This is a genomic window from Streptomyces sp. NPDC059895 (assembly GCF_042731035.1).
Lineage (GTDB): Bacteria > Actinomycetota > Actinomycetes > Streptomycetales > Streptomycetaceae > Streptomyces.
Map to the genome: position 1 here is coordinate 51955 of NZ_JBHWKO010000017.1, position 22395 is coordinate 74349.

At 74.4% G+C, this 22395-nt stretch carries 24 protein-coding genes and 1 tRNA gene; 17 read left to right on the top strand and 8 right to left on the bottom strand.

Annotated elements, in window-relative coordinates; genetic code table 11:
- Positions 1-714 precede the first annotated feature (714 nt).
- From ACFV9M_RS20845 to ACFV9M_RS20900, 12 genes are all read left to right on the top strand, one after another.
- Positions 715-1335, top strand: coding sequence for a hypothetical protein (locus tag ACFV9M_RS20845; protein ID WP_385068800.1), 621 nt, complete (start codon positions 715-717; stop codon positions 1333-1335).
- Between the two features lie 98 nt (positions 1336-1433).
- Positions 1434-1868 carry a roadblock/LC7 domain-containing protein gene (locus ACFV9M_RS20850; RefSeq protein ID WP_385068802.1) on the top strand — a complete coding sequence of 145 codons (435 nt, stop codon included), beginning with the start codon at positions 1434-1436 and terminating at the stop codon, positions 1866-1868.
- 2 nt (positions 1869-1870) lie between these two features.
- Positions 1871-2242, top strand: coding sequence for a DUF742 domain-containing protein (locus ACFV9M_RS20855; RefSeq protein WP_365458594.1), 372 nt, complete (start codon positions 1871-1873; stop codon positions 2240-2242).
- Positions 2220-2885 (top strand): ATP/GTP-binding protein, encoded by a 666-nt coding sequence (locus ACFV9M_RS20860; protein ID WP_385068803.1) that lies wholly within the window; start codon positions 2220-2222, stop codon positions 2883-2885. The genes ACFV9M_RS20855 and ACFV9M_RS20860 overlap by 23 nt, the downstream gene beginning before the upstream one ends.
- A gap of 61 nt (positions 2886-2946) precedes the next feature.
- Positions 2947-3513, top strand: coding sequence for a GAF domain-containing protein (locus ACFV9M_RS20865; RefSeq protein WP_385068805.1), 567 nt, complete (start codon positions 2947-2949; stop codon positions 3511-3513).
- 165 nt (positions 3514-3678) lie between these two features.
- Positions 3679-4707 carry an L-threonine 3-dehydrogenase gene (gene tdh, locus ACFV9M_RS20870; RefSeq protein WP_385068807.1) on the top strand — a complete coding sequence of 343 codons (1029 nt, stop codon included), beginning with the start codon at positions 3679-3681 and terminating at the stop codon, positions 4705-4707.
- Positions 4708-4725: 18 nt separating this feature from the next.
- Positions 4726-5919, top strand: coding sequence for a glycine C-acetyltransferase (locus ACFV9M_RS20875; protein WP_385068859.1), 1194 nt, complete (start codon positions 4726-4728; stop codon positions 5917-5919).
- Positions 5920-5950: 31 nt separating this feature from the next.
- On the top strand, positions 5951-6862 hold the full coding sequence (locus ACFV9M_RS20880) for a LysR family transcriptional regulator (protein ID WP_385068809.1): 912 nt from the start codon (positions 5951-5953) through the stop codon (positions 6860-6862).
- 133 nt (positions 6863-6995) lie between these two features.
- Positions 6996-7574 (top strand): helix-turn-helix domain-containing protein, encoded by a 579-nt coding sequence (locus ACFV9M_RS20885; protein WP_385068811.1) that lies wholly within the window; start codon positions 6996-6998, stop codon positions 7572-7574.
- On the top strand, positions 7571-8092 hold the full coding sequence (locus ACFV9M_RS20890) for a GNAT family N-acetyltransferase (protein WP_385068813.1): 522 nt from the start codon (positions 7571-7573) through the stop codon (positions 8090-8092). The genes ACFV9M_RS20885 and ACFV9M_RS20890 overlap by 4 nt, the downstream gene beginning before the upstream one ends.
- Before the next feature lie 84 nt (positions 8093-8176).
- Complete coding sequence (locus tag ACFV9M_RS20895; RefSeq protein ID WP_385068815.1) at positions 8177-8536, top strand: MmcQ/YjbR family DNA-binding protein; 360 nt, start codon at positions 8177-8179, stop codon at positions 8534-8536.
- Between the two features lie 107 nt (positions 8537-8643).
- Positions 8644-8720 (top strand) — tRNA-Pro (locus ACFV9M_RS20900).
- A 178-nt stretch (positions 8721-8898) separates the two neighbouring features.
- Here the strand turns inward: ACFV9M_RS20900 and ACFV9M_RS20905 are convergent.
- The 4 genes from ACFV9M_RS20905 to ACFV9M_RS20920 form a co-directional block, all read right to left on the bottom strand.
- Positions 8899-9291: a (2Fe-2S) ferredoxin domain-containing protein gene (locus tag ACFV9M_RS20905; protein WP_385068861.1), complete on the bottom strand. Its 393-nt coding sequence runs from the start codon at positions 9289-9291 to the stop codon at positions 8899-8901.
- A 47-nt stretch (positions 9292-9338) separates the two neighbouring features.
- Complete coding sequence (locus tag ACFV9M_RS20910) at positions 9339-9869, bottom strand: NUDIX hydrolase family protein (protein ID WP_385068863.1); 531 nt, start codon at positions 9867-9869, stop codon at positions 9339-9341.
- A gap of 24 nt (positions 9870-9893) precedes the next feature.
- Positions 9894-11030: an amidohydrolase family protein gene (locus ACFV9M_RS20915; RefSeq protein ID WP_385068817.1), complete on the bottom strand. Its 1137-nt coding sequence runs from the start codon at positions 11028-11030 to the stop codon at positions 9894-9896.
- A 68-nt stretch (positions 11031-11098) separates the two neighbouring features.
- Complete coding sequence (locus ACFV9M_RS20920; RefSeq protein ID WP_385068819.1) at positions 11099-12502, bottom strand: glutamine synthetase; 1404 nt, start codon at positions 12500-12502, stop codon at positions 11099-11101.
- 208 nt (positions 12503-12710) lie between these two features.
- Here ACFV9M_RS20920 and ACFV9M_RS20925 point away from each other — a divergent pair, with 208 nt between their 5' ends.
- Positions 12711-13580, top strand: a complete 870-nt coding sequence (locus ACFV9M_RS20925; protein WP_385068820.1) for a Cof-type HAD-IIB family hydrolase — start codon at positions 12711-12713, stop codon at positions 13578-13580.
- Between the two features lie 169 nt (positions 13581-13749).
- Complete coding sequence (locus ACFV9M_RS20930; protein ID WP_385068822.1) at positions 13750-14991, top strand: amidohydrolase; 1242 nt, start codon at positions 13750-13752, stop codon at positions 14989-14991.
- Positions 14992-15028: 37 nt separating this feature from the next.
- Here ACFV9M_RS20930 and ACFV9M_RS20935 read toward each other — a convergent pair whose 3' ends face one another.
- The 3 genes from ACFV9M_RS20935 to ACFV9M_RS20945 all read right to left on the bottom strand — a co-directional run bounded on the left by ACFV9M_RS20935 (position 15029) and on the right by ACFV9M_RS20945 (position 17095).
- Entirely contained in the window at positions 15029-15370 is a 342-nt protein-coding gene (locus ACFV9M_RS20935; RefSeq protein ID WP_385068824.1) for a DUF3140 domain-containing protein, read from the bottom strand.
- Between the two features lie 61 nt (positions 15371-15431).
- Positions 15432-15914 (bottom strand): Dps family protein, encoded by a 483-nt coding sequence (locus ACFV9M_RS20940; RefSeq protein WP_385068826.1) that lies wholly within the window; start codon positions 15912-15914, stop codon positions 15432-15434.
- Positions 15915-16273: 359 nt separating this feature from the next.
- Positions 16274-17095: an alpha/beta hydrolase gene (locus ACFV9M_RS20945; protein ID WP_385068828.1), complete on the bottom strand. Its 822-nt coding sequence runs from the start codon at positions 17093-17095 to the stop codon at positions 16274-16276.
- Positions 17096-17265: 170 nt separating this feature from the next.
- On the opposite strand from ACFV9M_RS20945, the gene ACFV9M_RS20950 reads away from it, so the two are divergent.
- The 3 genes from ACFV9M_RS20950 (at position 17266) to ACFV9M_RS20960 (ending at position 20210) form a co-directional block, all read left to right on the top strand.
- Complete coding sequence (locus ACFV9M_RS20950) at positions 17266-18453, top strand: thiolase family protein (protein ID WP_385068829.1); 1188 nt, start codon at positions 17266-17268, stop codon at positions 18451-18453.
- Between the two features lie 135 nt (positions 18454-18588).
- The gene (locus ACFV9M_RS20955; RefSeq protein ID WP_385068831.1) at positions 18589-19362 is read left to right on the top strand and encodes a sulfite exporter TauE/SafE family protein; all 774 of its coding nucleotides are present in this window, start codon (positions 18589-18591) and stop codon (positions 19360-19362) included.
- A 101-nt stretch (positions 19363-19463) separates the two neighbouring features.
- Positions 19464-20210: a cobalt-precorrin-6A reductase gene (locus ACFV9M_RS20960; RefSeq protein WP_385068833.1), complete on the top strand. Its 747-nt coding sequence runs from the start codon at positions 19464-19466 to the stop codon at positions 20208-20210.
- A gap of 86 nt (positions 20211-20296) precedes the next feature.
- On the opposite strand, the gene ACFV9M_RS20965 is transcribed toward ACFV9M_RS20960, so the two are convergent.
- Entirely contained in the window at positions 20297-22384 is a 2088-nt protein-coding gene (locus ACFV9M_RS20965; protein WP_385068835.1) for an MDR family MFS transporter, read from the bottom strand.
- Positions 22385-22395: the final 11 nt, after the last annotated feature.

A 22395-nucleotide genomic window follows, 5' to 3' on the forward strand; every position in this document is an offset into this window, starting at 1 on the left:
CGGGTGCAGGCTTCGGCTCCGGTTTCGCCTGTGGGGCGGGTGCAGGCTTCGGCTCCGGTTTCGCCTGTGGGGCGGGTGCAGGCTTCGGCTCCGGTTTCGCCTGTGGGGCGGGTGCAGGCTTCGGCTCCGGTCGGGCCCGAGGGGCCGGCACGGCACTCGGCTCAGGCGCCGGTTCCGGGCCGGGATTCGGCTCCGGGCCAGGCCTCAGTCCAGGCCCCGGTTTCGGGTCGGGCGTCGGCTCCGGGCCAGGCCCCGGGCCAGGCCCCGGGCCAGGCCCCGGGCCAGGCCCCGGGCCCGGGTCGGGGCCCGGGTCGGGCGTTGGCTGCGGGTCGGGATTCGGGCGGGTCTCCAAGCCAGGCCCCGGCTTCGGCTCCGGCCCCGGCTCAAGCCTTGGCTCCGGTTCAACCCCAGGCCCCGGCTCGGGCTCAAGGCCCGGCCCCGGCGCAAGCCCAGGCCCAGGCGCAGGCGCAGGCGCAGGCCCAGGCTCGGGCGCAGGCCCCGGTCGGGCCGTGGACTGCGGCTCAGCCGCAGACCGAAGCCGGTGCCGGGACCGCGACCGCGTCACGGCAGCACGGCCGGGCCGAGGCCGGGCCTCGGCACCGACCTCAGGCCGAGCCTCGGACCGGAACGGAGACCTCGGCAACGGACGCGTCGGCCGCGGGCACGGCGCCGTCCTCGGCGGGGCCGTACCCCGTGTCCGGCCGGGCGCGGTCGATGCCGACGACGCCCGCGACGTCCGCGGATCCCGAGGCCGGCCCCGGGACCCGTGCCCCGGGCGGGGCAGCGGGCACGGTCGGCCGGGCCCGGCACGACGCCTCGCGGGGGGACGGGCGCGGTCCGGCCCCCCTGCCCGTCCGCGGCGCGCACGAGGAGCGGCCCAACCCGGCGGAGGCCGTGCCCGGCATCCGGCCCGGCGACCGGCCCGTCGTGGAGGGCTACGCGGGCCAGGCGCCGCTTCCGCGCGTGGGCGCGGTCCGCGGCACCATGGGCAAGCCCCGACTGCCCCGCCGCCGCGCCCAGGAGCACATCGTGCCCCAGTTGCGCGGCGGCCCGGCCCCCCGTCAGGACACCGACCGGCCCGTCGGCCACGACCCCGGCCTGATGGCGGCCTTCCAGCGCGGCATCGGCCTCGCCGAGGCCCAGCAGAGCCTGGAGGCGGAGGCCTCGCGAGCGGCCGCCGCCGGACCGGCGGAGCTTCTCGCGCCCCCGCCGCCCCCGCCGCCCGCGGCCGAAGGCCGCACCGAGCCCGCGCCCGCCCTTGGCGAGGCGTACGGCGCCGACGGTCACGACCACCACCCCACCACCCGGCACGACGGGAGCACACCGGCCGGATGAGCACCCCCCTGACCACCCCCACTCCCACCGCCACCCCCACCCCCACCCCGACCCCCACCGCTCCCGCGGACCTTCGTACCCCTAGGAGTCGATCCACCATGGCGAGCGACGCGCCGACCGGCCATGTTTCCGATCTCGACTGGCTGATGAGCGGCCTCGTGCAGCGCGTACCGCACACGACCAGTGCGGTCCTCCTCTCCTGCGACGGCCTCGTGAAGTCCGTCCACGGCCTCGACCCCGACAGCGCCGACCACATGGCCGCCCTCGCCTCCGGCCTGTACTCCCTCGGGCGCAGTGCGGGCGTCCGGTTCGGCGACGGCGGGGACGTGCGCCAGGTCGTCGTCGAACTCGACTCGACGCTGCTGTTCGTCACCACGGCCGGCTCCGGTACCTGTCTCGCCGTGCTCGCCGGCCGCGAGGCCGACGCCGCGGTCCTCGGGTACGAGATGGCGATGCTGGTCAAGAGCGTCCGCCCCTACCTGGTGACCGCGCCCCGGCAGCATGCCGTCGAACCGTCGGTGATGGGGCCTTGAGCGTGGCGGCGGCCGGCGACGGGCCCTGGCTCGACGACGCGGCCGGACGGCTGGTGCGCCCGTTCACGGTCAGCAACGGGCGCACCAGACCCACCGTCGCCCTCGACCTCATGTCGCAGGTGAGAGCCACCGGGGTGACCCCCCTGGGCTACCTCGGCCCCGAGCACGCGCAGGCCCTGGAACTGTGCCGCGCCCCCGTCCCGGTCGCCGAGGTCGCCGCCCACCTGAAGCTGCCGGCCGCGGTCACCAAGGTGCTGCTGTCGGACCTCGTCGACTGCGGGGCGCTGACCACCAAGCCCCCCGAGTTCCACCACCACCCCACCGACCGGGCCCTACTGGAGGCAGTGCTCGATGGACTACGACGACAGCTCTGAGCACGACGAGCACGCCGCGCACGACAAGCACGACAAGCACGACAAGCACGACGACGGCCCCGAGCCCTTCCCCACCGCGCTGAAGATCCTCGTGGCCGGCGGGTTCGGGGTGGGCAAGACGACGTTCGTCGGCGCGGTCAGCGAGATCGCGCCGCTCAGCACCGAGGAACTGCTCACCACGGTCAGCGCCGCGACCGACAACCTCGACGGCATCGAGAACAAGGTCGAGACGACGGTCGCGATGGACTTCGGCCGCATCACCCTCGACCCCCACCACGTGCTGTACCTGTTCGGCACCCCCGGACAGGAACGCTTCTGGTTCATGTGGGACGAACTGTCCGAGGGCGCCCTCGGCGCGGTGATCCTCGCCGACACCCGCCGCTTGCAGGAGTGCTTCGCGGCCGTCGACTTCTTCGAGGAACGCGGCCTCGGATTCATCGTCGCCGTCAACGAGTTCGACGGCGCCCACCGCTACGCCTGCGAGGAGGTGCGCGCCGCCCTCGACCTGCACCCGCGGGTCCCCGTCGTGCGCTGCGACGCCCGGATCTCCGCGTCCGGCGTCCAGACGCTGCTCACCCTCGTCAGGCACCTCATCGAGCACGCCCCGGCGGCACCCCAGCCGAGCCGCGGCGCCCACAGGTGATCCCCGCAACCGACGCACCGGAGCCGCACATGCCCCACGCCCACAGCGACGGAGCCCGGCCATGAGCTACGACCCGCCGCGCCCGGCCGGTCGACTGCTGCTCACTCCCGAGGACGAGGAAGCTCCCGCCCGCACCCGACGGCTGCGCCGACTCGGCCTCGGGGAGCGGCCGGAGCCCGCCCTCGACGCCTTCACGGACCGTCTCGCAGAACTGGCCGGCGCACCGTACGCCATGGTCAACTTCATCGACGAGGAGCGGCAGTTCTTCGCCGGCCTGCACACCCCGGACGGCGGCGCGGCCGCCCGCGCCGGCAAGCCCGCGCTGGGCCGCCGGCTGCCCCGCGAGTACGGGTACTGCCCGCACGTCGTCGTGCGGCGCAAGGCGCTGGTCCTGGAGGACGTCCGCGACTACCCGCGCTTCGCGGGCAACCCGGCCGTCGACGAGTACGGCATCCGCTCCTACCTCGGAGCCCCGCTCATCGACACGACCGGCATGGTGCTCGGCACGGTGTGCGTCGCCGACCTCGCGCCCCGGCCCTGGGGGAAGGCCGGCCTGGAGACCATCAAGGCGACCGCCGCCGACCTCGCCGTACGGCTCGAACGGCCGCTGGACGACGGGCTGCCGTAGCCCGCCGCGGACCCGTGTGAAGGAAAGCTGCGGCACCGCTTAAGAAATCCTCGATGGACCGGGGCGGGCGGAGTACGGCAGATTGCTCCCCGAATCCACCCCCCTCCCGGATGCGGGCCCCTTCGGCGTGCCCGCGCCCGGGCCCTCACCACAGGAGCCGTAGCGTTGAAGGCGCTGGTCAAGGAGAAGGCGGAGCCCGGGCTGTGGCTCGTGGACGTCCCCGAACCCGCCGTCGGACCCGGCGACGTACTGATCAAGGTCCTGCGGACCGGTGTCTGCGGCACCGACCTGCACATCCGGGCCTGGGACGGCTGGGCGCGGCAGGCGGTCCGCACCCCGCTCACGCTCGGGCACGAGTTCGTCGGCGAGGTCGTCGGGACCGGGCGCGACGTCACGGAGATCACGGTCGGCGACCGGGTGGGCGGCGAGGGCCACCTGGTGTGCGGAAAGTGCCGCAACTGCCTCGCCGGCCGCCGCCACCTGTGCCGGGCCACCGTCGGCCTCGGCGTCGGCCGCGACGGAGCCTTCGCCGAGTACGTCGCCCTGCCCGCCTCCAACGTGTGGGTGCACCGCGTCCCCGTGGACCTCGACGTGGCGGCGATCTTCGACCCGTTCGGCAACGCCGTGCACACCGCCCTGTCCTTCCCGCTGGTCGGCGAGGACGTCCTCGTCACCGGCGCCGGCCCGATCGGCCTGATGGCCGCGGCGGTGGCCCGGCACGCCGGAGCCCGCAACGTGGTGATCACCGATGTGAGCGAGGAGCGGCTGGAACTGGCCCGCACGATCGGGGCGAGCCTCGCGCTGAACGTCTCCGGCGCGACGATCGCCGACGGACAGCGGGAGCTGGGCCTGCGCGAGGGCTTCGACATCGGCCTGGAGATGTCCGGCCGCCCCGAGGCGCTGCGCGACATGATCGCCAACATGACGCACGGCGGCCGGATCGCCCTGCTCGGCCTGCCGTCCGAGGAGTTCCCGGTCGACTGGGCCCGGATCGTCACCTCGATGATCACCCTCAAAGGCATTTACGGCCGGGAGATGTTCGAGACCTGGTACGCCATGTCGGTGCTGCTCGAAGGCGGCCTCGACCTCGCCCCCGTGATCACCGGCCGGTACGGCTACCGCGACTTCGAGGCGGCGTTCGCCGACGCGGCGAGCGGCCGCGGCGGCAAGGTCATCCTCGACTGGACCCTCTGAGACCCCCTAGGACTGATGATGTTCGACTCCGTACGCGACGACCTGCGCGCCACCCTCGACGACATCCGCGCCGCCGGTCTGCACAAGCCCGAGCGTGTCATCGGCACCCCGCAGTCCAGGGCCGTGCACGTCACCGCGGGCGGCCGCCCCGGTGAGGTCCTCAACTTCTGCGCCAACAACTACCTCGGCCTCGCCGACCACCCCGAGGTGATCGCGGCCGCCCATGAAGCCCTCGACCGCTGGGGCTACGGCATGGCGTCCGTGCGCTTCATCTGCGGCACGCAGGAGGTGCACAAGGAACTGGAGGCGCGGCTGTCCGCCTTCCTCGGCCAGGAGGACACGATCCTGTACTCCTCCTGCTTCGACGCCAACGGCGGGGTCTTCGAGACGCTGCTCGGCCCCGAGGACGCGGTGATCTCCGACGCCCTCAACCACGCCTCCATCATCGACGGCATCCGCCTGTCCAAGGCCCGCCGCCTCCGCTACGCCAACCGCGACCTGGCCGACCTGGAGGCACGGCTGAAGGAGGCCTCCGACGCGCGGCGCCGTCTGATCGTCACCGACGGCGTCTTCTCCATGGACGGCTACGTGGCGCCGCTGCGGGAGATCTGCGACCTCGCCGACCGCCACGACGCCATGGTCATGGTCGACGACTCCCACGCCGTCGGCTTCGTCGGCCCCGGCGGCCGCGGCACCCCCGAGCTGCACGGGGTCATGGACCGCGTCGACATCGTCACCGGCACCCTCGGCAAGGCCCTCGGCGGCGCCTCCGGCGGCTACGTCGCCGCCCGCGCCGAGATCGTCGCCCTGCTGCGCCAGCGCTCCCGGCCGTACCTCTTCTCCAACACCCTCGCCCCGGTGATCGCCGCGGCCTCCCTCAAGGTCCTGGACCTGCTGGAGGCCGCCGACGACCTGCGCGTCCGCCTCGCCGAGAACACGGCCCTGTTCCGCCGCCGGATGACGGACGAGGGCTTCGACGTCCTCCCCGGCGACCACGCCATCGCGCCCGTGATGACCGGCGACGCGGCGACGGCGGGCCGCATGGCCGACCTGCTGCTGGAGCGCGGGGTGTACGTGACCGGCTTCTCCTACCCGGTCGTCCCGCAGGGCCGGGCCCGCATCCGCGTCCAGCTGTCCGCCGCGCACTCCACGGACGACGTCCACCGCGCGGTCGACGCGTTCGTGGCGGCCCGGGCGGAGCTGGAGGCCTGAGCACCCCGGTCGGACTGGGAGAATCGCTCCGATGATCGAAGCGCGGCGCCTGCACATCCTCCGTGCGGTGGCCGACCACCGCACGGTGACGGCCGCTGCCGCCGCGCTGTACCTCACCCCGTCCGCCGTCTCCCAGCAGCTCACCGCCCTCGAGCAGGAGACCGGTCACCGCCTGGTCGAACGCGGCGCCAAGGGCGTACGGCTCACCCCGGCCGGGGAGATCCTGCTCGCCCACACCAACGCGGTCCTCGCCCAGCTGGAGCGGGCGGAGGCGGAACTGGCCGCCTACGGCTCCGGCGCCGCCGGGACGGTCACCGTCGCGGCGTTCGCGACCGGCATCGCCCTGGTCGTCGCGCCCGCCGTGGCCCGGCTCGCCGGTACCGCCCCGGGGATACGGATCCGCGTCCAGGACGCCGAGGGCGACGCCAGTCTGCCGATGGTCCTCGACCGGCAGGTGGACGTCGCCGTCGCGGTCGAGTACCGAGGGGCCCCGGCCGCCGACGACCCGCGCCTCACCCATGTCCCGCTGTACGCCGAGCCCTTCGACGCGGTCGTCCCGGTCGCCCACCGGCTGGCCGACGAGCCCCGGGTGCCGCTCGCCGGGCTGGCGAAGGACCCCTGGATCGGCCCGTACCCCGGCAACCCGTGCCACGACGTGGTGGTGCTCGCCTGCGAGCACGCCGGATTCCAGCCCCGGCTGGAGCACTCCTCCGACGACTTCCGCGCGGTCGTCGCGCTGGCCTCGGCCGACGCGGGCGTGGCACTCGTCCCGCGCTCGGCGCTGCGCGGCATGGAGCTGACGGGCGTGGTGGTCCGCCCGGTGGACGGCGCCGCCCCGACCCGCCGGGTCTTCGCGGCGGTGCGGCGCGGCGCGGAGGGACACCCGCTCATCCGTCCGGTGCTGGACGCGCTCGCGGAGGTCACCCCGGCCGCCACGAGCTGAGCCGGGTCCACGTCCAGGCGCCGCCGACACGGACGTACAGCCGCTGGGCGGCGGTGTACACGACGACGCGTCGGCCGCCGCGTCGCCGACCGCGGCATCCAGGGATTCCCGGATCTGGGATAGCATCCCGAATATGAAACAGTCACTCGAGGTCGCGGAGGCGGTCGACGCCCGCCTCGCCGCCCGCCTCGCCCAGTTGCGCGCCGAACGCGGCTGGTCGCTGGGGGAACTCGCCGAGCGCAGCGGGGTGAGCCGGTCGACCCTGTCCCGCGCCGAGCGCGCGGAGATCAGCCCCACCGCCTCACTGCTGAACCGCCTGTGCCACGTCTACGGGCGGACCATGTCCCGGCTGCTCAGCGAGGTCGAGGCGGAGCCCGCGACGCTGCTGCGGGCCGCCGAGCAGCCCGTGTGGGAGGACCGGGACTCCGGCTTCGTCCGCCGCTCCGTCTCGCCGCCGCACCCCGGACTGCGCGGCGAACTGGTAGAGGGCCGGCTCGCCCCGGGCGCCGACATCGCCTACGACCGGCCGCCCGTACCCGGACTCGAACAGCACATCTGGGTCCTGGCGGGCGCCCTCGACGTGACCGCGCAGGACGTCGTCCACCGCCTCGGCGCCGGCGACTGCCTGCGGCTGCGGGTGTGGGGGCCGACGCGCTTCCGGTCCGCCGGCGACGCGGAGGCGCGCTACGTGCTGGCGGTGGTGCTGCCGTGACACCGACCCGCCTCGACGCCGCCCGGCTGCTCGACCGCACCGAGGGCCTGGCCGACCTGCTGGTGGACACCGTGGACGGCGGCGCCTCGGTGGGCTTCCTCGCCCCGCTCGACCGGGCGGAGGCCGTGGCCTGGTGGACGCGGCGGCAGGCGGCGGTGGCCGCCGGACACCTCGTGGTCTGGACGGCCCACGACGGCGACCGCGTCCTCGGCACCGTGAGCCTCGCCCTGACCGACCGGCCCAACGGCCGCCACCGCGCCGAACTCGTCAAACTGATGGTCCACCGGGACGCCCGGGGACGTGGCCTCGGCCGCGCCCTCCTGACCGCCGCCGAGGAGGCCGCCGCGGCGAGCGGCGTCACCCTGCTCCACCTCGACACCGAGACCGGCAGCCCCGCCGAGCACCTCTACCGCACCGCCGGATGGACGCGGGCCGGAGTGATCCCCGACTACGCGGCCGACCCGGCGGGCGTCCTGCGGCCGACCAGCCTGTACTTCAAGCAGGTCGCCGCCGGCTGAGCGTCGGCGCCCGGCAGCGCCCGGCTCCGCCCCGGGCAGCGGCACAGCCGGGCGCTGTCAGTGGCGGACGCTACGGTGCGAGACATGCCGGACGCCGAAGACGTACGCCGTATCGCCCTGTCCCTGCCGGACACGACGGAGAAGACCGCCTGGAGCATGCCCACCTTCCGGGTCGCCGGGAAGATGTTCGCCACGCTGCCCGAGGACGAGACCTCCCTCGCCGTGCGCTGCCCCAAGGAGGAGCGGGACGAACTGGCCCTCGCCGAACCGGGGAAGTTCTGGATCGCCTCCCACGAGGCCCAGTTCGCCTGGATCCGGGTCCGGCTGGCCGCCCTGGAGGACGAGGGCGAACTGCGGGACATCCTGGCCGACTCCTGGCGCCAGGCCGCCCCGCCGCGCCTGCTGGAGGCGTATCCGGGGCTGGGCGTGCCGACGGACGGGTGACCCGGCCCGGAGGCGGGCCGCCGTAAAGGGGTGCACGACCACCGACCCGAGTGCGGTATGGTTTTCCTGCACGTTCGGCCGGGGGAAACCCCAGGTCAGACGGGCAACGGGACGTGGCGCAGCTTGGTAGCGCACTTGACTGGGGGTCAAGGGGTCGCAGGTTCAAATCCTGTCGTCCCGACCAGCTTCATCGCAGGTCGGAAGGCCGTTTTCCCATCACAGGGGAAAACGGCCCTCGTTGTTTTCCGGACTCACCGCGGCGTGTTCCGGACTCACCGCGGTGTGTGCCGCAGTCACCGCGGTGTGTGCCGCAGTCACCGCGGTGAGTGCCGCAGTCACCGCGGTGTGTGCCGGGTGCGGCCTCACCGGCGGCCGCGCGTCCGCTTCTCCCGGGGCGGGCTGATGAACTGGAGCTCCAGCGTGACCGGCGGTTCGGTGACGCCCGGTCCGCCCGCGGCGGCCCAGTCCAGGATCTCCTCCGTGCAGTCGTCGTCCATCGCGAACCCGACCCAGGTGGCCCGGCCGCCGGCCCGGCGACCGGCGGCGGAGGGCTGCACGACGATGACGTTGGCCTGGTCGCACGGCCCGAGGCAGTCCGTCGTACGGACCTGGAAGGCGCCGTCCGACGCGGCGGCCGCCGCACGCAGCCGGTCCAGCTGCCAGACGTGGTCGTAGCCGGGGTGCTTGCGGCCGTCACCGCAGCAGCAGCCCCGGCACACGACGAGCGTGCAGGGGCGGCGCGCGGCGGCACCGATCGCCACCGCGCGCCGGCCCGGCAGGGCGAAGTCCGCTCCCACGCCGGTCAGGAGGCCGACAGGCCGACGTGGGCCAGCGCCTGCCGCAGCAGGAAGCCGTGCCCGCCCGGCATCTCGCTCTGCACCGCGGGGGAGGCCGCCTCCTGCGGGTCGAACCACACCAGGTCCAGGGCGTCCTGCCGGGGACGGCAGTCACCGGTCACCGGCACGATGTAGGCGAGCGACACCGCGTGCTGGCGAGGGTCGTGGTAGGGGGTGATGCCCTGCGTAGGGAAGTACTCGGCGACGGTGAACGGCTGGAGCGAGGCCGGGACGCGGGGCAGGGCCACCGGGCCGAGGTCCTTCTCCAGGTGCCGCAGCAGGGCGTCACGGACCCGCTCGTGGTGCAGGACCCGGCCGGAGACCAGGGTGCGGCTGACATTGCCGTCCGGTCCGATCCGCAGCAGCAGGCCGATGCTGGTCACTTCACCGCTGTCGTCGACGCGCACGGGCACGGCCTCGACGTACAGGATCGGCATGCGGGCGCGCGCCAGCTCGAGCTCGTCGGCGCTCAGCCATCCGGGTGTGGTCTCGGTCATGTCAGACATTGCTTGATCATACTTTCAGTGTGCGTCGGGGAGCCGGTACACCCGGCGGGCATTGTCCGCTCCGGCCCACCGGGCCAGCCGCAGCGCGTCGGCCAGGTCCAGTTCGTCCGCGTCCACCCGGTCCTGGAGGAGATCGCCCAGCCCGCGGCGGAACGCCAGCGCGCCGAGCCCGTAGAACTCGGCGACACCGTAGGCGTCGGAGCTGTACAGCAGTTTGCGGAACGGTGTGATCTCCAGCGCCTCCTCCAGGACCGCCCGTGCCCGGGCCGGGCCGACGTGGTGCAGGGTGAGCCCCACGTCCAGGTACACCTGCTCGTGCACGGCGGCCAGGTAGGCGGCCTGCCGCTGGTAGGGCCAGCAGTGCAGGAGCAGCACCGGGATCGTGCCCGCGGTCAGCCGCAGCCACTCCGTGAGATGGCTGGGATCCACGTCGTGCAGGCGGATGTCGCGGTCGCCGAAGCCGGTGTGCAGCTGGAGCGGCAGGCCCAGGTCGACGGCGGTCCACAGCAGGTGGCGGACGAGGACGGGCTCGTCCAGCCGGCCGCCGCGCGCCAGCCAGCGCCGCGCCGCCCGCGTCACCTCGGCGTCCGTGGGGCGGGCCGGGTCCAGCACGAAGCCGGTGCGGTAGGCGGCCACCGACTTCACCGCGACCACCCCCGGGCGGCCCACCGCGTCCAGCGCGGCCGACCGGAACGCGTCGGCGTAGCCGCCCGCCCCGACGCCCCGCGCGCCCACCTCCTCGGCGACCGACTCCAGCCGTACGACCTCGTGGACGGCCGCGTCCGCCGCCCCGGCGAGTTCGGCGGGGGTGGTGAGCCGGTGCGCGTCGAACCCGGTGTCCACGCAGAGCACGCCGGTTCGGGCGGCCCGCAGGAAGCGCCGGTTGACCTCCCCCGGGCCCAGCTCGGCCCGCCGGGCCAGGTACGCGTCGGCGGGGGCGTGCCGCTCCAGGCCGAGGACGGGCGCGCAGTGGCGCCGTACGGCCACGCCGGCCGGGGTGTCGAACGGCGAGAGGCCCGGCCAACGGTCGCCCTCGGTGAGCAGCGTCTCGAAACCCGCCCGGTCCAGGGGGCCGGTGACCACGCCGTGGCAGTGGTGGTCCACCAGCTCCAGCTCGTCGAGCGCCTCGTGGACCGGCCCGCGGGCGCCCATGTCAGTACCTCCGGCGGTAGGCCGGGCCGCCCATGTCAGTACCTCCGGCGGTAGGCCGGGCGCCCATGTCAGTATCTCCAGCGGTAGGCGGCGGCCACCCGCTCGTCGTCCAGCCCCTCCACCGCCGCGATCTCTCCCTGCCGCACGGCGGTCACGGCGTCGGCGAGGACCGGGCCCAGCGCGGCCCGCAGCACGTCGTCCGCACGGAACTCGGCCACCGCCTCGTCCAGCGAGACCGGCAGCCGGCGCACACCGCGGGCCGCGGCACGGTCGGCGTCGAGGCCCACCGGGTCGCCGGAGGTCTCCTCGGGCAGGGTGGCGCCCGCCGCGAGCCCGTCGAGGCCCGCGGCGATCAGGCAGCCGAGGGCGAGATAGGGGTTGGCGGCCAGGTCCACGGGTTTGACCTCCAGGTTCGCCTGTTCCGCGCGCCGGCCCGCGGTGCCCCGCACCAGCCGCAGCGCCGCCTCACGGGTCTCCAGGCCCCAGGCGGTGAACACCCCCGCCCACTGGGACGGCCTGAGCCGCAGATAGCTGGCCGGGCTCGGCGCGGTCACCGCCGTCAGGGCCGGCAGCCGGTCCAGCACACCGGCCGTGAAGGCCTCCGCGTCGGCCGTCATGCCATGGCGGCGCTCGCCCCCGGCGTGCAGGTTCACGCCGTCGCGCCAGGCGGAGAGGTGGACGTGGCCGCCGTTGCCGACCCCCCGCGCCTCGACGGCGGGCGAGAAGGACACCCGCAGGCCGTGCCGCCGGGCCACCGCGCGGATCGTCTGGCGCACCAGCACGCTGCGGTCGGCCGCCGCCACCGGGTCGAGGGCGCCGACGGAGATCTCGAACTGGCCGGGCGCGTACTCGGGATGGACCTGTTCGACGTCCACGCCCTGCGCCGCGCACGCCGCCAGCAGGTCCGCGGTGCAGTCGCTCAGCTCCACCTGCCGGATCGCGCCGTACGCCGGTCCCGTGGCCGCCGGGACGAACGCGCCGGCGGGCGCGGAGTCCAGCCCCATCACCCACTCGATCTCGATGCCCGCCCGGAAGGACAGGCCGTGCGCGCGGGCCGCGCCGGCGACGATCCGGCGCAGGAACGTGCGGGAGCAGCCCGGATGACGGCCGCCGTCCTGGGTGATCCGGTCGACCGGCGCCCATGCCCAGCCGGGCTGCCCGGCCAGCACCACCAGCCGGTCGAGGTCCGGGAAGAGGCGCAGGTCGCCGTCCGGGGAGCCCAGCACGTCGGTGGTGACGACGCTGTCGTCCGCCAGGAAGGTGTCGAAGACGGGGGACATGCCGACGCCCCAGGCCGCCGCCGACGCCAGAGCGGCGACCGGGACCGTCTTGACCCGGCCGACGCCCGCGGTGTCGACGTAGGCCAGGACGACCCCGTGCACGCCGCGCCCCGACAGTTCCCCGCTCAGGGCTCTGGCCCGTTCCACGTCACCGGGGCGTCCGCCGGGCAGCGGGTCGGCAAGGGCGGTCATACGGCCTCCACGGTCATGGCCCGCACGGGCGGTCCGCCGGCCAGGGTTTCACGGTCACCGCGCCGTACGGCGGCACCACGGCGGACCGGACCGGCCCGGCCCGCCACCGGGAGCAGGACACCGGGCCTGGCCCGGCTCCAGCATGGCGGGACACGCGGGGTCCCCCGGTAGGGTGACTTTCCGGTCGCCCCCGTACAGGAAGCAGGACATGCCCTACTCTGACGCCCCCCAGCTGTCCGTCCCCGAGCCGTCGGCCGCCGCGGCCGACATCCGTCTGATCGTGACCGACATGGACGGGACCCTCCTCGACGACGACAAGCGGGTGCCGCGGGGGCTGTGGGAGGTGCTGGCGCGGCTGCGGGAGCGGGGCGTGCTGTTCAGCCCGGCCAGCGGACGGCAGTACGCGACGCTGGCGCGGGAGTTCGCCGAGGTCGCCGACGGGATGGTCTTCATCGCGGAGAACGGCACCTACGTCGTCCGGGACGGCGCGGAGGTGAGTTCCGACCCGTTGGCGCCGGGCGTGGTCGAGGACGTCGTGGCGGCCGTACGGCGCCTCGCGGCCGACGGCGTCGACGTCGGGGCGGTGGTGTGCGGGAAGCGGTCGGCGTACGTCGAGCGGGCCGACGAGGCCTTCCTGGCCGAGGTGGCGCGCTACTACGTCCGGCACGAGGTCGTCGAGGACGTCGCCGCCGTCGACGACGACGTCATCAAGGTCGCGCTGTTCGACTTCGGGCCGGCCGAGCGGACCACCGCCCCCGCCCTCGCGCGCTTCGCCGACACCCACCAGGTCGTGGTCTCCGGCGAGCACTGGGTCGACGTCATGAACCGCACCGCCAACAAGGGCGCGGCCCTGCGCCGCCTCCAGCGCGACCTGGGCGTCACGCCCGCGCAGACCATGGTGTTCGGCGACTACCTCAACGACCTGGAGATGCTGGACGCCGCCGACTGGTCCTTCGCCATGGCCAACGCCCACCCGGAGGTCGTCCGCCGGGCCCGCCACCTGGCCCCCTCCAACAACGACAACGGCGTCCTGAAGACCGTCGTACGCCTGCTCGACCTGCCGGTGAGCGGCCTCTGACCCGGGAGCCGGGACCCATGACCCGGGACCCGGGACCCGGCGCACCGGGGCGACCGGAAGGACGGGCGTCCTAGGCTTCGGACCGACTCGGTACGCGGCGTCGGTACGTCGGCGACGGTACGTCGACATGCCTACGTCGACATGCCTACGTCGAAGGGGAGGGAACGGTATGAGCGAGCCGGCCGTCGTCGCGCGTCGCGCCCTAGAGGTGACCTCGGGGCTCGGGGCGGCAGATCTGGAGGAGTTCTACCGGGACCTGCACCGCCATCCCGAGCTGTCCTTCCAGGAGCACCGCACGGCCGCACGCCTCGCGGCACGGCTGCGCGCCGCCGGGTTCGAGGTGACCGAGGGCGTCGCCCGCACCGGAGTGGTGGGGGTGCTGGCGAACGGGGACGGGCCGGTGGTGTGGCTGCGCGCCGACATGGACGCGCTGCCCGTGCGGGAGGCGACCGGCCTCGCCTACGCCTCCACCGTCGACGGCGTGATGCACGCCTGCGGCCACGACCTGCACGTCACCTGGCTGGCCGGCGCGGCCGAGGCGCTCGCCGGGGCCCGCGAGACCTGGTCCGGCACGCTCGTGGTGGTCGGGCAGCCCGCGGAGGAGGCGGAGGGCGGGGCGTCGGCGATGCTCGCGGACGGGGTGCACCGGCGCTTCCCGCGCCCCGACGTCCTCCTCGGCCAGCACGTCACGCCCGGGCTCGCCGGCTCCTACCCGCACACCCCGGGGCTGACCCTGTCGGCCTCCGACGACCTGGAGATCGTCGTCCACGGTGTCGGAGGGCACGGCTCGCGCCCGGAGTCCACGGTGGACCCGGTCGTGACGGCCGCGCACATCGTCACCCGGCTGCAGACCGTGGTCTCGCGCGAGGTGTCCGCCAGCGAGTCCGTCGTGCTGACGGTGGGGCGGTTCCACGCCGGGACCAAGCCCAACATCATCCCCGCCGAGGCGCGGCTCTCGCTGAACGTGCGCACCCAGGACACCCGGGTGCGCGAGCGGGTCCTCGGCGCCGTCCGGCGCGTCGTGGAGGGGGAGTGCCGGGCGGCCGGCTGCCCCGTGCCGCCCGGCATCGAGCTGATCCCCGGATACCCGGTCACGGTCAACGACGCGGCCCTGGACGAGGAGATCGCCGCCGTCCACCGGGAACTCTTCGGCGCGCACACCGTGTTCGACTTCGGCCAGGCGATGGGCAGCGAGGACTTCTCCCTGCTCGCGCCGGACGGCGTGCCGTACGACTACTGGTACGTCACGTCGACGCCGGCCGCGGTGTGGGAGGCGGCGCCGGGCGAGGAGTTGGCGGAGAAGCTGGCCGCCGTGCCCGGCAACCACAGTCCGTTGTTCGCCCCCGACCTCTCGGTGGTCGTCCCCGGCGTGCGGACGCTGGTGTCGGCCGCGTTGAGCCGCCTGGGGTGACGGCGGGGCGGCGCCCCGCCGGCCGCGCCCGCGGCTCTCACGGTTTGAGCGGGTCGTGGCCGATCGTCATCAGGCGGTGACGCCGGCGGGTGTCGTCCGCGGACTCGGTCTCGGGCTCGCTCTCCGGATCGGTCTGCGCGGTCACCGTGTCCACGACCCGGTACATCACCCGGACGTCGTCGTCGGTCAGGTCGGTGCGCCGTTTCTGGAGGATGGCCAGCACGTGCTGCCCGGTCGGGGTGCCCGCCTCGTCGGGCAGGGACTCCGTGTTCTCGCCGGCGTCCCGCACCCGCAGCCAGGCGGCCAGCTCCTGCGAGGTCATGTTCACCACGCGGTGGAACTCCTCCCACAGCGCGTCGAGTTCGAGGGCGTCGGTCATGGTGTGCCCTTTCGTCGGGTGGGGGTCCCGTCGTCGGACGTGCGCCCCCGGGCCGGGTGGGTCAGTGGTCGCGCGGCCAGTTCTCCGCCTCGAACATCCACCGCTGCTTCTCCAGCTCGGCGGTGATGCCGATGAGCAGGTCCTGGGTGACGGGGTCGGCCTTCTCCGTGGCCTCGATCCGCTCCCGCAGCCGCCCGATGGCGGCCCCGAGGCTCTCCGCGATCACCCGGACGACGTCCTCGTCGCGCAGCCAGCCGTCCTTCGGGGACGGCAGCGTGAACGCCGAGGCGACTGTCTCCGGGCGGCCGTCCGGAGGCAGGCCGAGGGCGGCGGCCCGTTCGGCGACGGTGTCCGCGTGGGAGCGGGCCGCCGAGACGACCTCGTCCAACTGGAGGTGGATCGAGCGGAAACGGGGGCCCACGATGTTCCAGTGGGCCTGCTTCCCGATCAGGGAGAGCCCCAGCAGATCGACGAGGGTGCCCTGCAACGCGTCGAAGGTGACCTGACGGGCCGATTCGGGAAGCGGGCTGTTCACGACAGTCATACCGAGGTTCTCCTAGTCGCGTCGTTCCGTGCGGTACGGAGCGGTTCGACGCGCTCACCCCCGCCGGCCCCGCCCCGCCCGCCCGAGGCCCCCTGTCCGACATCGTGCGGGGCCGGTCAGGACGGGCCCACGGGGAAGGACGGTTCGAGGTCGTCGCTCCCGCGGACGGCGCTGCGCCACCACTCCATCGGGGCGCGGGTGCCCCGGGCGAAACCCTGCAAACACGGCGTGCGGCGAGGGCGGGAGCGCGAGCGGTGGGCGGCGGTCCGGCCGCACGGGGCGAGCGGTCCGGCCGCACGGGGCGAGCGGTCCGGCCGCACGGGGCGAGCGGTCCGGCCGCACGGGGCGAGTAGTCGCCTTCACGGAGCGAGCAGTCCGGCCTCCCGGGCGAGTACGCCGTCGAGGAAGCGGGTCAGATCGGCGAACACCTCGGCCCGGTTCGTCTCGTGGAACACCTCGTGCCGGGCCCCGGGGTAGGTCCGTTCGGTCAGACAGCCCCCGCTGAGCCGCTCGACGCCGACACGGCTGCCGTCGAGCGGGACCAGCCGGTCGTCCTCGCCGTGCAGCCACAGCACCGGCAGCGTGCCGACGTCGCCGCCCTCGGCGACGGCCGCCAGGGCCCGTACGAACGCCTCCAGCGTCGGCCGTCTCATCGGCCCGTGCCACACCAGCGGATCGTCCGCGTACGCGGCGCCCACCGCGGGATCACGGGAGAGCGCGGCCGGGCTGACCGGCGTGTCCGGGATCCGGGGGAGGGCGAGCAGGCGTCCGGGCAGTTCCCAGGCGCCGATGACCGGCCCGGAGAGCACCAGCGCGGCGAGCCCGTCGCCGTGCCGCTGGGCGTAGCGGGCGGCGACCAGCCCGCCCATCGAGTGGCCGATCACGACCACCGGCAGCTCGGGGTGGGCGGCCCGCGCTAGCCGGGCCGCGGTGTGCACGTCGGCGACGACGTCCTCGAAGTCCTCGATCACCACACGTTCACCGGCCGACCGGCCGTGGCCGACGTGGTCGACGGCGAACACGGCGGCGCCGTGGCCGGCCAGGGCGTGGGCCGGGCCCTCGTAGCGCCCGGCGTGCTCGCCGTAGCCGTGCACCAGCAGGGCGACGTAACGCGGCCGGGGATGCGGCCACTCGTAGGCGGTGAGCGGGCCCCGGGTGCCCGTGAGGACGTGCTCGGCCATGTCTCCTCCGGCTGGGTGGGTGCGGGTTCCCGGGGATCTTCCCAGGGGGCGGGGCACCGGTCTATAGTCCAAAACTAGCAGTGCTAATTTTGTGTGCCGTGCCACGGCGTCGGTGCCGTGCCGATCACCCGGCGCCGTCGTCCCCGGCGTCGTCGGTCAGGAGTCCAGTCGTGCGTCCCGTCCACTTCGCGGCCGCCCGCCGCACCCCCATCGGAAAGCTGCGCGGCGCCCTGTCCACCGTGCGTCCCGACGACCTCGCCGCCTCGGTGATCCGGGCGCTGGTCGCCGAGGTGCCCGCGCTCGACCCGGCCCGCATCGACGACGTGTACTGGGGCGCCGCCAACCAGTCCGGCGAGGACAACCGCAACGTGGCCCGCATGGCCGCGCTGCTCGCCGGCCTCCCCGAGACCGTGCCCGGCGCCACGGTCAACCGGCTGTGCGCCTCCGGAATGGAGGCCGTCACCGCCGCCGCCCGCACGATCGCCGCCGGTGAGGCCGACATCGTGCTCGCGGGCGGCTCCGAGTCGATGAGCCGCGCCCCCTTCGTCCTGGCCCGCCCCGACGAGGCCCTCCCGCACCGCGTCGAGACCGTCGACACCCGGCTCGGCTGGCGTCTGGTCAACCCCGCGATGAAGGACCTGCACGGCCTGCTGGCCATGGGCGAGACCGCCGAGGAGGTCGCGAGCCGGTACGGCGTCCCGCGCGAACGCCAGGACGAGTTCGCCCTGCGCAGCCACCGGCGGGCCGCCGAGGCGCGCGGGAACGGCCACTTCGACGACGAACTCCTGCCGGTCCGGCGCCCGGACGGCGTGGTCGTCGACGCCGACGAGGGCATCCGCGAGGACACCTCGTACGAGCGGCTCGCCGGGCTCCAGCCGGTCTTCCGGCCCGGGGGCACGGTCACCGCGGGCAACGCCTCACCGATGAACGACGGCGCCGCGGGCCTCCTCCTGGTCAGCGAGGAGGCACTGAACGACCTGGGGCTGGAGTCCCTGGGCCGCTACGTCGCCGGCGCCTCCGCGGGTGTCCACCCCGACGTGATGGGCATCGGCCCGGTGCCCGCCACCCGCAAGGCCCTCACCCGCGCCGGGTGGAGCGTCGACGACGTGCAGGAGGCCGAGTTCAACGAGGCGTTCGCCGCCCAGGCACTGGCGTGCGTGGACCGGCTGGGCATCGACCCCGGCCTGGTCAACCCCAGCGGCGGAGCCATCGCCCTGGGCCATCCGCTCGGCTGCTCGGGGGCCCGCATCCTCACCACGCTGCTCCACCGGATGCGGCGCACGGGTGCCGCGCGGGGGCTGGCGACGATGTGCGTGGGCGTGGGACAGGGGAGCGCGGTGCTGGTGGAGAGGCACTAGCTAGGGCTGCACTAGGGCTGTCCTGACCCCGCCTTGACGGCCCGTCGGGAAGCCCGGCGCCCCCGCAGGGAGGCGCCGTCAGGCGAGACGCCGCTTACCGCCGCCCGTTAGGTGCGCATAGCATCGGTTCCCGCGATGAACATGATGACCTTGTGGCACCTCACCGGCTGGGAGTTCGCCGCCCTCGCCCTCGCCGCCCTGCTGGTCGGCTTCTCCAAGACGGCCGTGAGCGGGGCCAACACGGTGAGCCTGGCGATCTTCGCCGCGGTCCTGCCCGCCCGCGCCTCCACCGGCGTCCTGCTGCCGATCCTGATCGCCGGGGACGTCCTGGCCGTCCTCACCTACCGGCGGCACGCCCACTGGCCCACGCTCTGGCGGCTCTTCCCCGCGGTCGCGGCCGGCGTCGTCGTCGGCGCCCTCTTCCTGGTGTGGGCCGACGACGCGATCGTCCGGACGTCGATCGGCGCGATCCTGCTGCTCATGGCGGGGGTCACGGTGTGGCGGCGGCGCACGGCCGAGGCGGCCGACGACCCCGACGCCGTGGTCACCCGGGCGGGCCGGGCCAAGGCCCGCTCCTACGGCGTCCTCGGCGGCTTCACCACGATGGTCGCCAACGCGGGCGGCCCCGTGATGTCGATGTACCTGCTGTCGGCGGGCTTCCGCAAACTCGGCTTCCTCGGCACCTCCGCGTTCTTCTTCCTCATCGTGAACGTGTCGAAGGTGCCGTTCAGCGTGGGCCTCGGCCTGATCGACGGCCGTTCGCTGCTCCTGGACGCGGCGCTCGCCGTGTTCGTCGTGCCCGGGGCGCTGTTCGGCAAGTGGGCCGTGCACCGCATCAACCAGAAGGTGTTCGAGAGGCTCGTCATCGCGGCCACCGTGGTCGGCGCTCTCCAACTGCTGCTGCGGTAGACCGTGCGGGCGCTTCCTAGACTGACCGGCGTGACGGACGAACGGACGCGAGCGGGACGACCGGGCCGGGCGGGTGCGCCCACCGGCGAACGGGACACGGCATGACCGCGCACGTCCTCCTGCTCGGCGGCACCACCGAGGCACGCGAACTCGCCGCCGCCCTGGCGGCCCGTCCCGGCGTCCGGGTGACGTCCTCGCTGGCGGGGCGCGTCTCCCGGCCGGGGGCGCTCGCGGGGGACGTACGGATCGGCGGGTTCGGCGGGGCGGAGGGCCTCGCCGCGTGGCTGCGCGAGCGGCGGGTGGACGCCGTGGTCGACGCCACCCATCCCTTCGCCGCCGGCATCACCGCCAACGCGGCGCGGGCCGCGGCCGCCACCGGATGTCCTCTGCTGGTCCTGCGCCGGCCGTCCTGGCGGCCCGGCCCGGGCGACCGCTGGCATACGGTCGCCTCCCTGGGGGCGGCGGCAAACCTGTTGCCCGGCCTGGGCCGGCGGGTCCTCCTCACGACGGGACGCCTGGGCCTCGCGGCCTTCGCGCACCTGACCGGACTCCACTTCGTCGTACGGTCGGTGGAACCCCCCGGACCGCCGATGCCGGCGGACGTCGACGTCGTCCTGGCCCGTGGCCCGTTCACCGTCGCCGACGAACTGGCCCTGCTGCGCGAGCACCGTGTCGACGTGGTCGTGACCAAGGACAGCGGGGGAGCGGCGACGGCCGCCAAGCTGACCGCCGCGCGCGAGCTGGGCCTGCCGGTCGTGGTGGTACGACGGCCGGCCCTGCCGGAGGGGGTGCCGGTGGTGCCGGACGTGGCGGGGGTGCTGGCAGGCCTGGACCTCGCCCCCTCCTGACCGCCGGCTCGACGTGCCGTGCTCGACGTGCCGGGCTCGGCGTGCCGGGCTCGGCGTGCCCCCGGGTGTCAGGGGGCTGCGGAGTGTCACGGTGCCGCGGGTCCGGGGGCGAGCTGCGCCGCCCGGCGGGGCAGGCCGGTGCTGAGGTCCTCGACGAGGAGCCGTTTGGCGATGGTGTCCACGGCGGCCCGCAGGTCGCTGCCCGCCGGCCGGCCGATGTCCTGCCGGATGCGGTCCTCCAGCCAGTGGCCCCACGCCTCGGTGATGACGCGGGCCTCGCGCTCGCCCGCCGCCGTGTGCGACAGGAGCGAGCCGTGGCGGGTCAGGTAGCCCTCGTCGACCATGCGGTCGAACACCGGCAGCAGGACCTCCGGCAGGATGTGGCGGCGGGCGGCGATCAGCCCGAGGCTGGCGTGGCCGACCATCCGGTCGAACAGCTCGACCTGCATCACCGCCCAGGCGCCCGCCACGTCGAGCCGGGTGTCGGAGTCCTCGACGATCCGCCGCGCGGTGTCCAGGTCCGTCCGGCCGATGATCTTCGCGACGGAGGTCTCCAGCACCCGCCGGGCGTTCGCGTCGTGCGGTGAGGCGAACCCCTCGCCCAGGTCGGTGGAGCCCATCCGGGCGCTGTCGCGCAGCGGGACCTGCCGGAGGAACAGCGCGACGACGAAGCCGAGGGCGGCGACCGGCACCGTCCACCGGAACACCGTCTGAAGGGTGTCGGCGTAGGCGTCGATGATCGGGGCCGCCGTGTCGGAGGGCAGCCCGTGCAGACCCTGGGGGCTGGTCGCGGCCCGGGCGACGGTCGCCGGGTCGGCACCCCCGGTCGCCGCGGCGGCCGCGACACCGTCCCGCAGGTTCGCCGTGAGGGCGTTGGTGTAGATCGTGCCGAAGACGGCCGTGCCGAACGAACCGCCCAGGGTGCGGAAGAAGGTGACACCGGAGGTGGCGGTGCCGAGGTCGGCGTACTCCACGGTGTTCTGCACGGCGATGGTCAGCACCTGCATGCACAGGCCGATGCCGGTGCCCAGCACGAACATGTACAGCGACTCCAGCCAGGCGCCCGTCGCCGGGCCCATGAGGGACATCAGGTACAGCCCGACGGCCATCACCAGCGAGCCGACGATCGGGAACACCCGGTAGGCGCCGGTCCTGCTGACGACGTTGCCGCTGAAGACCGACGCGATGAGCAGACCGATCACCATGGGCAGGGTGCGGACGCCGGAGACGGTCGCCGAGTCGCCGTCGACGTACTGGAGGTAGCTCGGCAGGTACGTCATCGCGCCGAGCATGGCGAAGCCGACGATGAAGCTGAGGAACGAGCAGACCGTGAACACCGGGTTGCCGAACAGCCGCATCGGCAGCATCGGTTCCCTCGCCCGGCTCTCCACCCAGCAGAACCCGGCCAGCGCCAGCGCGCCGCCCACGAACAGGCCGATGACGACCCGCGACCCCCAGGCGTACTCGACGCCTCCCCAGCTCGTCGCGAGGATCAGGGCGCTCGCGCCGACCGCGACCAGCGCGATGCCCAGGTAGTCGATGACCGGGCGGGACGCCGCGCGCACCACCGGGATGGTGCGCGCGGCCGCGACGACGACGAGGATCGCGATGGGCACGTTGACGTAGAACGCCCACCGCCACGACAGGTGGTCGGTGAACAGGCCGCCCAGCAGCGGCCCGATGACGGTGGACACGCCGAACACGGCACCGATCGCGCCCTGGTACGTGCCGCGCTGCCGCAGCGGGACGACGTCGGCGATCAGCGCCATCGACGTCACCATCAGACCGCCCGCGCCGACGCCCTGCATCGCCCGCCACGCGATCAGCAGCGGCATGCTGGTGGCCAGACCGCACAGGAACGACCCCGTGATGAAGACGATCGCCGAGACCTGGAAGACCACCTTGCGGCCGAACAGGTCGCCGAACTTGCCGGCCAGCACCGTCGCGACGGTCTCCGCGAGCAGGTAGGAGGTGACCACCCACGACATGTGCGCGGCTCCGCCGAGGTCCGACACGATGGTCGGCAGCGCCGTGCCCACGATCGTCTGGTCCAGGGCCGCCAGCAGCACCCCCAGCACGATCGTCACGAAGACGACGTTGCGCCGGCGTGTGTCCAGCACGGGCGGCTGCGCGGCGGGCGGTGCCGGTCCCGCGGCTTCGTCGGTGACAGTCACCAGGTCACGAT